This window comes from Bacillus mobilis (genome assembly GCF_001884045.1).
Taxonomy (GTDB): Bacteria; Bacillota; Bacilli; order Bacillales; family Bacillaceae_G; genus Bacillus_A; species Bacillus_A mobilis.
Genome location: NZ_MACF01000125.1, coordinates 1 through 11,903 on the forward strand (window position 1 = coordinate 1; position 11,903 = coordinate 11,903).

General features: G+C 34.8%; 16 protein-coding genes and 2 pseudogenes. 6 read left to right on the plus strand and 12 right to left on the minus strand.

The genetic code is table 11. From position 1 onward, the window contains the following. The first annotated feature begins 5 nt into the window (after window positions 1–5). Window positions 6–833: a DUF2785 domain-containing protein gene (locus BAQ44_RS23975; protein WP_071724341.1), complete on the plus strand. Its 828-nt coding sequence runs from the start codon at window positions 6–8 to the stop codon at window positions 831–833. Window positions 834–847: 14 nt separating this feature from the next. Here BAQ44_RS23975 and BAQ44_RS23980 read toward each other — a convergent pair whose 3' ends face one another. The 6 genes and pseudogenes from BAQ44_RS23980 to BAQ44_RS24005 form a co-directional block, all read right to left on the minus strand. After that, on the minus strand, window positions 848–1,054 hold the full coding sequence (locus BAQ44_RS23980) for a hypothetical protein (RefSeq protein WP_071724275.1): 207 nt from the start codon (window positions 1,052–1,054) through the stop codon (window positions 848–850). Window positions 1,055–1,117: 63 nt separating this feature from the next. Beyond that, window positions 1,118–1,294, minus strand: a pseudogene (locus BAQ44_RS23985) (anti sigma factor C-terminal domain-containing protein); the annotation flags it as partial. 153 nt (window positions 1,295–1,447) lie between these two features. Continuing rightward, a complete protein-coding gene (locus tag BAQ44_RS23990; RefSeq protein ID WP_071724278.1) occupies window positions 1,448–1,903 on the minus strand; it encodes a GNAT family N-acetyltransferase in 456 nt (151 codons plus the stop codon). A gap of 72 nt (window positions 1,904–1,975) precedes the next feature. After that, window positions 1,976–2,320: a DUF6176 family protein gene (locus BAQ44_RS23995; protein WP_071724280.1), complete on the minus strand. Its 345-nt coding sequence runs from the start codon at window positions 2,318–2,320 to the stop codon at window positions 1,976–1,978. Between the two features lie 2 nt (window positions 2,321–2,322). Next, the gene (locus BAQ44_RS24000) at window positions 2,323–3,111 is read right to left on the minus strand and encodes a GNAT family N-acetyltransferase (RefSeq protein WP_071724282.1); all 789 of its coding nucleotides are present in this window, start codon (window positions 3,109–3,111) and stop codon (window positions 2,323–2,325) included. Further along, the gene (locus tag BAQ44_RS24005; protein WP_071724342.1) at window positions 3,108–3,440 is read right to left on the minus strand and encodes a cupin domain-containing protein; all 333 of its coding nucleotides are present in this window, start codon (window positions 3,438–3,440) and stop codon (window positions 3,108–3,110) included. Before BAQ44_RS24005 ends, BAQ44_RS24000 begins: the two co-directional genes overlap by 4 nt. A gap of 151 nt (window positions 3,441–3,591) precedes the next feature. Between BAQ44_RS24005 and BAQ44_RS24010 the strand changes: the two genes are divergently transcribed. Together BAQ44_RS24010 and BAQ44_RS24015 are read left to right on the plus strand one after the other, a co-directional pair. Then, window positions 3,592–3,855, plus strand: a complete 264-nt coding sequence (locus BAQ44_RS24010) for a helix-turn-helix transcriptional regulator (RefSeq protein ID WP_002003636.1) — start codon at window positions 3,592–3,594, stop codon at window positions 3,853–3,855. Next, window positions 3,852–4,277, plus strand: a complete 426-nt coding sequence (locus BAQ44_RS24015; protein ID WP_063260722.1) for a hypothetical protein — start codon at window positions 3,852–3,854, stop codon at window positions 4,275–4,277. Before BAQ44_RS24010 ends, BAQ44_RS24015 begins: the two co-directional genes overlap by 4 nt. Before the next feature lie 51 nt (window positions 4,278–4,328). Here BAQ44_RS24015 and ald read toward each other — a convergent pair whose 3' ends face one another. Then, the gene (gene ald, locus BAQ44_RS24020; RefSeq protein ID WP_001219387.1) at window positions 4,329–5,462 is read right to left on the minus strand and encodes an alanine dehydrogenase; all 1,134 of its coding nucleotides are present in this window, start codon (window positions 5,460–5,462) and stop codon (window positions 4,329–4,331) included. A 213-nt stretch (window positions 5,463–5,675) separates the two neighbouring features. After that, window positions 5,676–6,434, minus strand: coding sequence for an SDR family oxidoreductase (locus BAQ44_RS24025; RefSeq protein WP_071724283.1), 759 nt, complete (start codon window positions 6,432–6,434; stop codon window positions 5,676–5,678). A 182-nt stretch (window positions 6,435–6,616) separates the two neighbouring features. On the opposite strand from BAQ44_RS24025, the gene BAQ44_RS24030 reads away from it, so the two are divergent. After that, entirely contained in the window at window positions 6,617–7,075 is a 459-nt protein-coding gene (locus tag BAQ44_RS24030; RefSeq protein ID WP_063260721.1) for a universal stress protein, read from the plus strand. Between the two features lie 41 nt (window positions 7,076–7,116). Here the strand turns inward: BAQ44_RS24030 and BAQ44_RS24035 are convergent. Beyond that, window positions 7,117–7,811, minus strand: a pseudogene (locus BAQ44_RS24035) (hypothetical protein). Window positions 7,812–7,906: 95 nt separating this feature from the next. Here BAQ44_RS24035 and BAQ44_RS24040 point away from each other — a divergent pair. Beyond that, window positions 7,907–8,086, plus strand: a complete 180-nt coding sequence (locus BAQ44_RS24040; protein ID WP_052943339.1) for a hypothetical protein — start codon at window positions 7,907–7,909, stop codon at window positions 8,084–8,086. Between the two features lie 72 nt (window positions 8,087–8,158). On the opposite strand, the gene argH is transcribed toward BAQ44_RS24040, so the two are convergent. Then, window positions 8,159–9,547, minus strand: a complete 1,389-nt coding sequence (gene argH, locus BAQ44_RS24045) for an argininosuccinate lyase (RefSeq protein ID WP_071724285.1) — start codon at window positions 9,545–9,547, stop codon at window positions 8,159–8,161. Next, window positions 9,544–10,749: an argininosuccinate synthase gene (locus BAQ44_RS24050; RefSeq protein WP_061679881.1), complete on the minus strand. Its 1,206-nt coding sequence runs from the start codon at window positions 10,747–10,749 to the stop codon at window positions 9,544–9,546. The genes argH and BAQ44_RS24050 overlap by 4 nt, the downstream gene beginning before the upstream one ends. A 166-nt stretch (window positions 10,750–10,915) precedes the next feature. On the opposite strand from BAQ44_RS24050, the gene BAQ44_RS24055 reads away from it, so the two are divergent. Next, the gene (locus BAQ44_RS24055) at window positions 10,916–11,233 is read left to right on the plus strand and encodes a hypothetical protein (RefSeq protein WP_063260716.1); all 318 of its coding nucleotides are present in this window, start codon (window positions 10,916–10,918) and stop codon (window positions 11,231–11,233) included. Window positions 11,234–11,261: 28 nt separating this feature from the next. Here BAQ44_RS24055 and BAQ44_RS24060 read toward each other — a convergent pair whose 3' ends face one another. Then, a complete protein-coding gene (locus tag BAQ44_RS24060) occupies window positions 11,262–11,456 on the minus strand; it encodes a hypothetical protein (protein ID WP_000910292.1) in 195 nt (64 codons plus the stop codon). Window positions 11,457–11,903: the final 447 nt, after the last annotated feature.

Consider the following 11,903-nt stretch of genomic DNA (forward strand, 5'->3'; position numbering starts at 1 on the left):
TTTATATGTTACAACAGCAGTTAGAAGAAATTCGTAATAATAATTACGTAATGGATAATACAATTAACATGGATTTTTTAATTTCCAATATGCTTAAACATATCGGTGTTACCGATAGCTATTTAAGGGACAAACTTATTTGCTCTACTTTTTACCATCTCATCAAAAAGGACTACATTTCACACACACAATTACAGAAACTATTATTAGAAAGCATTAGTGAAAACTATTTATTGTATAACATTCATTCAGATGACAAAGATGCGGTATTTACCCGCGCATTTACAACATTATTAATTGCACTCATTATTGATGCCGATACAAATCATAATTTCTTATCACAGGCTGATCTTTTACATGTAAAAGATCGATTAGTGCTATATATGAACAATGAGCATGATTTCCGTGGATATGTTCAAGACCACGGCTGGGCACATAGTATCGCTCATGCTTCTGATACATTTGAGGCGCTTGTGAATAGCCCTAAACTAGAAACTTTATATTACGAAGAAATATTACAAACTTTATTAAACAAAGTTTGTGTTCATTCCATCTATTACAAATATGAAGAAGATGAACGCCTCGTTTATCCGATTGTCGCAATGCTACAAAGTGGCCTAAAGGAAGAAACACTCATATTAGCCCTTCATGATTTAGTAGCTCAATTACAAGTAAAAAAATTAACTCTACATATTGAATCATACGAATTTCTATACGGAAATATAAAATCTTTCTTACGTAGCTTATTTTTCAGATTACGTACACTGTCTATATGCAAAGAAACAGAATGCGAAATTGAAAAATTGCTACAAGAACTTCCAAAATATTATTAAAAAAAGAAGGCCACTTAAAAAGTGCCTTCTTCTATTTCATTAATATTTAATTGAAATTTCACGATCCAAACTGAGAAAAGGTGGACAAGAAGCGCAAACGCCATACATGCTCCGCTTAAAAAAGTTAGTATAGGATGCGAATACACGTGCCCTAATCCATAAGATATAGCCACGAAAAACATTGTTATGTAAATATAAATTGCTCCATGTATTTGCCTCATATGAACCTCCTTTTCCCATATTATAACATAAATTTTCTGATTATTCACATTAATCGTTTGTGATTAATATTTCTCAACTGTTACACCTCTAACAGCCGCCTTAATATATGGTGCTCCTTGTAAACTTTGTAAACCCTCTGTTTTGCCTGTTACAACTACACCGTATATTGGTAGTTCTTTTGGTTTGAAGTTTTCCATCTCATTATAGTTTTCCCTAAAATATTTTTGATATCCCCCCTTTATTTTCACTTAAAGCTATCTAAATACAGCTTTTCTAAATGTTTATTATAATAAAAAGCACATCTATTTTGATGTGCTCTACACATATACTTTAGTAACATATGAATCATTTTTTGAAACAAAAACTCCCATTCATCTCTCCCCACACTATAGTTATGACTTAGTTGCCATAATAATTGAACGAGGATAAAACCCCAGCTTTTCATAAAACGATACAGCTTCATTCCCGTACACTACTGTTAATTCAATTTCATCTATCTTCCTCGCTTTAAACCATTCCACTGCACTATTCATTAATTTTAAACCAAATCCGTTTCTTCGATATTTTTCATCAACGAATAAAACTTCAATCTTTCCGTTTACACTTTTACTATACGCTATACAAAATCCTAATATATCACCTGTTTCCGCCTCAACTAATAATTCAATTCTATATTCTCCATACTTTGAATTCTGTTTATAATTTTCAATACGTTCCTCAAATGTCATTCTTGGATAATCACCTGAAAAATGTTTTGATTTATTATTATGATATTCATTTAATTTATTTAAGGGTTCTCTTATTATTTCTATTTCATCGAGAGTGATATATTTATTACTAATCATCATCCTACAGCATCTCCAATAATATATATTCCAACCAAAAAGAAGACCATTTTACGGTTATAAAATACCAATCTATTATTTCATCGCTTCTTTTACAACATCTTGAATCATAACGACTTCTGTTTTCATATCAACAGAGGGTGCTTCTTCATCAATACACTCATACCAAAATTCCAAATGCTTTTTATCAACTTCATGATGAGAATTTTCGACAAGAGCCCCGCCTTCTCCTTGCACAGAATACCAATATAAGTACTCTTCTCCATCTCTTATTTCCCGGAAAATTGTCTCAACGTACATCTTTTCGTCGTTTAGTGTCAAAAGCACTTCTTTCATATTGTCATTAAGAAGCTGCATCCATTCATCTACACGATGACTTTTACCTTGTTTCACTTTGAATCTCGTTAACTCCACATTCATTTTTATTCCCCCGTTCTCTTCCGTACAAACAAACTATATTCTATTGGATGATTAAAACTTAATTTACTAGCTAATTTTTGCGAAGGAATATTGTCTACATAACAATCCCAGCACGGTGTAATATCATTTTGCATGCAATGTTCAATGAACCGTGTCGCAACAGCTTGAGCTAATCCTTTTCCTTGATATGCTTTATGCGTAGCAATATCGATTTCAGCAAAACTATTCCCGCTAAATATTGAGACGCATTCAGCTATAATCATCCCATCTTGTTCTATACAAAATCCAAAACCACCGTTCAAAAACGTTTCTTTTGATCCCCAATATTCTTTGTAGTACTCCTCTGTAAATTCACTGCTTCGTTCTATATCACTTTTATCAATACGCTTCACTTCATATGTATTTTTGTTTGCATCTTGTTTTTTCTCTTCAGAAATTTCTCTTTGAAATTTCATTCGCGGCATATTCCGAAGTACATTACTAAAACGCCCTTCAATCATTATTTCCCACTCTTCAATTGAAGTGAAGAGTGTAAATCTCTTCTCTGTTTTTTCAAGAGCCACTTTTAAATACGCAAATAGATCTTCGTTATAATTTTGATCATCCGTATCACCAAATAAATAATAGATACCGTTAGCTGTACGAATTAATCCTGCTGTTAACTTCTCGTTGGCAAAAATCTCACCATCTATCATTTGGTCACATACCGCATAAGCAAACGTCGTCGTTCTTGCATTACTTTCTAAAATCGGAAGGATTTTTCTATACTCGGCTACAGATAATTTTTTCATAATTGCTCCACTTTAATCGTATCAGCTTCTATATTTTCAAAACAAAGATTTACTGTTCTCTTTAATGCTCTCGTTCTATGAATCGTGCATGCTGGAATTAAGATCGAATCATTCGGCTTTAAAATCGCCGTCTCTCCATCTTCAAAATCGATAAGTAGTTCTCCCTCTAACACAATAAATAATTCATCCGAATTAGAATGATAGTGCCAATCATATTCACCAGTAAATACAGCGATTCGTAAGCAATGACTATTTATATTTGAAACGACGAAGTTTTTATGTTGATCTTGAATGTCTTTTGTTAACTCTAATAGATTTACTGTTTCCATAGTTCTTCCCATCCAATTCCCCTCTTTCGACTTTCGACTTCCGATTTTCATTCAATTCCAAATTATCACAAAAAACAATATCATAACAAGCTATATTTCACGTAAAGTTTTGTTTACTTTTTGTAAAGTTTCATTTACTTATTACCTAAAAATGGATATAATAAATGTAACAAATTTACAAAAAGGAGACTTTGTATATTTGATTAAAAATAAGGTGAAACAATTCCGCGTCGTTAGAGACATCACCCAAGAACAATTAGCTTCCTCTGTTCAAATCACTAGACAATCCCTCATCGCTATCGAAAAAAACAAATACAACCCAAGTTTAGAATTAGCATTGAAATTATGTGAGTTTTTCAACTGTAAAGTAGAAGATTTATTTCAATTAGATAAAACTGGGGAGGAAAAAGAATGAAAAACACTTTTAATCAAGAGTTCATTTCGCATCTTACCATTTTGTTGTTAGGTTCAACTTTTCTTTATTTCAATAGTAATGATGAAGAAAAGATTAGTTCTGTCCTTCTATTCACTGGCGTATACATACTCTTAGCCTTGATACTATTCGTAGTGAAACGGATATTCTTTAAGAAAAAAAAGAGCGATTCCGAGAAGTATCCATTACCTGAAATGGATGAAAGAATCGAGAAGATGAGTTTAAAACTTATGGCACAAATTTTCGGCCTCTCTCATTTAATCGGTTCTGCGATACTATTTATTTTATATATCACTGACAAAAATTCGATGATACGAGTTGAGTATGCCTTGTATTACTTATTCGGCATTCTTTTCTTTACAATGATGTTCGGATTAAGAATCGTAAAGAAACTAGACAATTAGCTCAAATAAAAAGCCCCTCCTTATCAAAGGAGGGGCTTACATGTATTTCTATTATGATAAAGCAGGAGCTTTTTCAAGTAGCTCTTTCGCATCAGCATATTGTAAGCCGTGTGCTTCTGCAACTGCTTCGAATGTTACATATCCGTCTAATGTGTTAATACCTTTTAGTAATGCAGTATTGCCTAGGCAAGCATCTTTGTAGCCTTTGTTCGCAATTTGCACTGCATATGGTACTGTTACATTTGTTAATGCAAGAGTTGATGTACGTGGAACCGCACCTGGCATATTAGCAACTGCATAATGAACAACGCCATGTTTTTCGTAAGTTGGGTTGTCGTGAGTTGTAATACGGTCAGTTGTTTCGAAAATACCACCTTGGTCAATCGCGATATCTACAACGACAGAACCTGGTTCCATTGATTGAATCATTTCTTCTGTTACAAGTTTTGGCGCTTTTGCACCTGGAATTAATACCGCACCAATAACAAGGTCAGATTCTTTTACAGCTTCTGCAATGTTGTATGGGTTAGACATTAACGTTTTTACTTGGTTACCGAAAATGTCATCTAGTTGACGAAGACGTTCTGCGCTTAAGTCGATGATTGTTACATCTGCACCTAAACCTACTGCAATCTTCGCTGCGTTTGTACCAGCTTGACCACCGCCGATAATTGTTACTTTGCCGCGTTTTACCCCTGGAACGCCTGCAAGTAAAATACCTTTACCGCCTTTGTTTTTCTCAAGGAATTGTGCACCGATTTGTGCAGACATACGACCAGCTACTTCACTCATAGGTGCAAGTAATGGTAAAGAACGATTGTCTAATTGCACTGTTTCGTATGCAATTGATACCACTTTGTTATCAATTAATGCTTTCGTTAATTCTGGTTCTGGAGCTAAGTGTAAGTATGTGAATAAAATTAAACCTTCGTGGAAATAACCATATTCACTTGCAACTGGCTCTTTTACCTTCATAACCATATCTTGATTCCATGCTTCTTCAGCAGTTTCAACAAGTTTCGCACCAGCTTGTACGTATTCTTCATCTGTAAAGCCTGATCCTATACCTGCTCCTTTTTGAACAAAAACTTCATGACCATTTTGTACTAAATGTACCGCTCCCGCTGGCGTCATTGCCACGCGGTTTTCATTGTTTTTAATTTCTGTTGGAATACCGATACGCATTATTAGTTCCCCCTTGAGTTATGAAATGACCCCTGAATCATTTTTTAAAGCGCTTTCTACGCTCTTATATTTTAACATAATATCTCAATATTTGACAAAAAATAATACAAGTTTTCCGATAGATTTAATTTTACATTAAAGGACAGTATTATCCGCGCCTTTCAGCATACAAGATAAACTGTCCAATTATTCGAAACTTCACTTTATTTCGCTCTATCGATGTCTATGAATAACATCTACTGCACCAGTTACTTCAATAATTGTACCGGTAATCATATCGGAATCGTCCTCACATAAAAACGAAATCGTTCTTGCGATATCTTCACCTGTTCCAGATCTACCAATTGGTGTGTTCTGTTCTTTCAACTGACGCGCTTCTTGAATTGTCGCTTCTTTCATTTCACCAATAATATCACCAGGACATACCATATTTGCAGTGATACCATATTCCGCTTCTTCGTAAGCAACTGTTTTCGTTAATGAAACAAGTCCTACTTTCGCTGCTGCAAAAGCTGAACGGTAAATCCAGCCCGGTGCGCTATCTGCTCCTTGGAATCCGTAATTAATAATACGGCCAAAGTTTTGTTTTCTCATAACAGGAACGACAAGTTTCAACAAATGAAACACCGCTGTTAAATTACCCTGAATCATTTCATTCCATTCGTCTTCTTCATAATCAACTAACTTTTTTCGTTCAAATACATATGGACCAGCATTATTAATTAAAAAGTCAATTTTGCCAAAACGGCTTATCGCTTCTTCTACTATTTTATGTAAATCTTCCTTTTTCGTGACATCCGCTTGCACGAATTGTAGACGTTCTTCCATATTTTTATATGTTTCTTTCATCGTTTCCATAGCAGTTATATCGCTATGATATGTTACTGTTACTGAATATCCTTTAGCCAATAACTTTTCTGTTACTTGCTTTCCTAAACCTTTCGTACCGGCTGTAATGAGCGCATGTCTCACAAAAAACTGCCTCCTTTTAAATTGCCATAGTTCATATGTAACAAGTTCTTGCACCAATTACAACTAAAATGAATTGAAACAGAGTTTTCGAAATTCTGTAACCTTTCTGGCAAGCACATTACCAAAATTTGTTTTATAATAAAGTTGTAAACAGTAATAAAAATGATTGGGAGGAATTTACTATGAATAATACATATACAAATATTTTAATCGCGGTGGACGGTTCTAAAGAAGCAGAAAAAGCCTTTAAAAAAGCAATTCAAGTCGCAAAACGAAACGATGCAACATTAACAATTGCTCATATCGTTGATGTAAAAGCATACTCAGCAGTAGAAGCTTATAGCCGTGCAATTGCTGAACGTGCAAATCTATTTGCAGAAGACTTATTAGAAGACTACAAAAAAACTGCGCTTGAAGCTGGTCTTGAAAAAATTGAAACTGTATTAGAATTCGGTAATCCTAAATCTAAAATTTCAAAAGAAATCGCTCCAAACCATAAAGTAGATTTAATTATGTGTGGTGCAACTGGTTTAAATGCTGTTGAGCGTTTCCTAATTGGTAGCGTCTCTGAACATATTATTCGCTATGCGAAATGCGATGTCCTTGTTGTTCGTGGTGATGAGGAGCAAGGTGATCTTTAATTCATAAATAAAACACCAAGTCCACATGGGCTTGGTGTTTTTCATTTCACATACTTCACTATAAATACAAGACAAACCACTACAACAATAACAATTGCCAACACATATGGCGGTAAGAACTTCAAAGACCATAATGCCATCATAATCGTCGCAACCGTTAAATACGATTGTCGTGCATCTTCTGTCATCTTTTTACGAAGCAAGAACACATACAAATAACCGATTGGCGGCGTGATAAAGCACAGAACATATGTAATTTTAGACTTCAAATACCATTTTTGTTCTCCAAGTTTCTGTATATCTTCTTCTATTCTCTTATGCTCTTGTTCTCTCGCTTCTTCTACAAGCGGATCTTCCTCTTCTTCTCGCTTCTCTTTCATATAAGGAAGAAAGTGCATGAAAAAATAATATACAAATACGAACGCTCCAAATCCAATATCTAATCTTTCTAATGGAATATGCTCACTGAAAAAACAGCAGTAAGCGATAAAGACAAACAGTATGTCATCATCCAAAAGGAACGTTTTCTCTTTTTCCGTTCCATTTCTTTTTTATTTTGTACATGTTTTCTTTTCGAAAGCCATATCGAAATACAGCAATCTACTATAAATAGAATAAAAATAAATATCCCAACGTGTACTGTTTCTACATCCTTAAATGAAAAGATGTTTGGGAATGCAGCGTGTAATACAATTAATGTGTACAAAATTATCCCTATAAAATAAATACGTCTCATTTTCCATTCCTTTCTTATTTCCTAACTTTAGGTTAACATACATTTTTTAGAAATAGACGGACAAAATATAGATGTTAAAAAAAGGAGGATGCTACATGGATGATTCTGAACGTATTATTTTAGATGTGAATGGAAAAGAAATTGAAATGTTAGAGACGATTCGTGCACATTTTAAAGAGACACACGGAATTGAACTAAGTAACGGTGCATTACTACGAGATTTAATGGATATTGAATATATTCGAATTACGGAAGATCGACATAAGTATGATTGATTTTAAGCTATAAAAATCACAAAAAAGGTACGCTTCCCTCTACTAAGGTTAGCGCACCTTCTTTCTTACCAATCAACTTCCTACAAACTCTCCAACTAACCCCTTCGCCTTCTCCAAAGCTTTTTCAATTTGCTCAAATCCTGTCCCGCCAGCACTGTTACGACGTTTCACAGCTGCATATGGTGAAAGAACTTCATACAAATCTTCTTCAAATAACGAACTCATTTCTTTATACGTTTCAAGTGGTACATCTAATAAATAAATTCCTTTTTGTGTGCAGTGTAGCACTAGCTTCCCAACAATTTCATGAGCTTGACGGAATGGTAGTCCTTTACTTGCTAAGTAGTCAGCAATTTCCGTTGCGTTTGAGAAATCTTTGGTTACAGCTTGCCCCATTTTTTCTTTGTTGACAGTCATCGTTTCTAGCATGCCTGCCATAATGTGAAGGCATCCTTCTACTGTTTTTACTGTATCAAACATTCCTTCTTTATCTTCTTGTAAGTCTTTATTATAAGCGAGCGGTAATCCTTTCATAACTGTAAGTAAACTAAATAAATTACCGTATACTCTGCCTGTTTTACCACGAATAAGTTCCGCCATATCTGGATTTTTCTTTTGCGGCATAATGCTGCTGCCCGTTGCGTATTGATCGCTCATTTCAATAAATTGAAACTCTTGGCTACTCCATAAAATAAGTTCTTCGCAAAAGCGTGATAAGTGCATCATGAGCATAGATGAGTTACTTAAAAACTCCAGTATGAAATCACGATCGCTTACTGCATCTAAACTATTTTCATAGATTCCATTAAATCCAAGAAGCACCGCACTATATTCTCGGTCAATCGGGAATGTTGTTCCTGCTAACGCTCCTGCCCCTAATGGCGAAATGTTAATACGCTTTAACGAATCTTCATAACGATTCACATCACGCTCTAACATCCAGAAGTAAGCGAGAATATGATGAGCAAATGAAATTGGCTGGGCACGTTGCAAATGCGTATAACCAGGCATAATGGTTTCAATATTATTTTCTGCTTGATGAACAAGAACAGTTTGCAATTGTTTTGTAGCTTTTATAATATGTTCTACTTTTTCTTTTAAATATAAATGCATATCAGTCGCCACTTGATCATTACGGCTTCGGCCAGTATGAAGTTTCCCTCCTACTTCACCGATTTGTTCAATTAACATTTTTTCAATGTTTAAGTGAATATCTTCTGCTTCTACTGAAAAATGTAATTTATTTTGTTTCGCTTCTTCTAATAAATATTGAAGCCCTACCTTTATTTTCTCTGCTTCTTCTTTCGTAACGATGCCTTGCTTTGCTAGCATCGTTACGTGTGCAATACTCCCGTTTATATCTTGATTTACTAATTGTTGATCGAAGGAGATGGACGCTCCGAACTCTTCAACCCATGCTTCCGCTTCTTCTGTAAAACGTCCGCCCCAAAGTTTGCTCACGCTTCCACCTTCTTTTGATTCACTTGGCTGTATACTTTCGTCGGTAAACCGAATAATGAAATGAATCCAACTGCTGCATCATGGTTAAATTCGTCCTGGGCAGTATACGTTGCTAGTTTTTCATCATATAAAGAGTACTCAGATTTACGTCCTTCTACAATCGCATGACCTTTAAATAATTTCACACGCACTGTACCTGTTACATTCTTTTGCGTTTCTTGTAAGAATGCATGAAGTGCTTGTTTTAAAGGAGAGAACCATAAACCGTTATAAATAAGTTCTGTTATTTTCTGCTCAATCACCGGTTTAAAATGCGCTACTTCTTTTACGTGCGTTAAATCTTCCAGCTCTTTATGTGCTGTGATTAACGTCATTGCAGCTGGGCATTCGTATACTTCACGCGATTTAATACCAACAAGACGATTTTCTACGTGATCGATACGTCCAACGCCATGTTTTCCAGCAAGTGCATTTAACGTTTTAATTAGTTCTGAAAGTGAATATGCAGTACCATTTAAAGTCGTCGGTACGCCTGCTTCAAAACCGATTTCTACAAACTCTGGTTTATTCGGTGTATCTTCTAATGCCAATGTCATCTCATATGCATCTTCTGGCGGCGCTGCCCATGGATCTTCTAAAATGCCACATTCGTTACTGCGTCCCCATAAATTTTGATCGATTGAAAACGGGCTATCTAAATTAATCGGAATTGGTACATTGTTTTCTTTTGCATAGGCAATTTCTTCTTCACGTGACCATTTCCATTCACGTACAGGCGCAATCACTTCTAAGTAAGGGTTTAATGCTTGAATAGAAACTTCAAAACGAACTTGATCATTCCCTTTCCCTGTACATCCATGCGCAACTGCAGTCGCCCCTTCTTGTTCTGCAATTTCTACTAATTTTTTCGCGATAAGCGGGCGTGATAACGCAGAAACGAGAGGGTATTTCCCTTCGTATAACGTGTGCGCTTGCATCGCCATCAATGCATATTCATTTGCAAATTCTTCTTGAACATCAATCATATATGATTTAATTGCACCTACTGAAAGTGCCTTTTCTTTTACAAATGCTAAGTCTTTACCTTCCCCTAAGTCTAAACAAAGCGCGATAATATCATAATTCTTCTCTTGTAACCATTTAATTGCAACGGAAGTATCAAGACCTCCGGAATATGCTAATACCACTTTTTTCTTCTCCATTTTGCATCCCCCTAAAGAATAAATATTCATTTTCTTTTATAATAATTCACACTTTAACACCTTTTACAAAATGTATCAAGAGTCATTTTCAAATTTTTTCAAACAATTCCGTCGAACTTCTTTCTGTTTTTATGTACAATATAAGCAGGACAACGGGGGTGAACTTATGGAAAAATATTTCTTATACGATAATCATCTAGGAATTGAAATTCCTCATTTACAAGAAGATTGGGAAGATATCCCCGAAAAAATGCAGCATGCTATTTTATTGAAATGGGAACAAGTTCGCGGAAAGATTCCTGATCGAATAAAAGAACTCGAGCACACTATTAATACAAAACAGCATCATTTAAATAACGAAGAAGACTTCGAAATTTCTTGCAAACTGAATTCAGAAATTGCCGATCTCGCTTCCATCATTAATGATCTTTGGCTTTGGTATCGACTCACTCAAAATGTATCTGAGGGGAAAGCACACCAATGAAAAAAGCATGCCCCTAAATTACTTTGGGTCATGCTTTTTTGTCGTAACACGATTTACAATATATTTCTTGTGCTGTTTTCGCCAAACACACATCAAACGGACCAACTAATATACTTCTTTCTTTCGGTAACTTTACAAAGGCAACTAACTCTTCTTCATATTGAATCTTTTTCTGACATGAAACGCATGTTAATTCTTTTCTTTTAAACATGTCTTTTAGCATATCTTCATTCTCCCTTTCATCTATCTATATTAATATACTCTCATAATAGTTAAGACTTGTAAAAAAATGACACATTCCAAAGTGAACGATTCATATACTGTGTACAAAAGGAGGTCTAAAATTTATGCGCGCTTTCGTTATTATCGCTTTAACGTTTTTAAGTGTGATTAGCTGGGATACGTTTTTTAAAGATAAAAGTGATAAAAAGAATACAACTGAATAAAAACTCTTTTTTTCTTACTTATTGGACAAACTAAAAATACTGTCCGACTTAGCGAAATAACTTAGGCTTTTCTACAAAAATATTTAAACATAACAATTTTTGTAGATTCCCTCCGTTTATTGTCGGTTTCCATCCGCATACATTTTTTGAAAGTATGATATAATAATATAAATCTTGAAGGAAGGGATTTTGATATCATGATCGCTCGAAGGAGCATGTGGCAT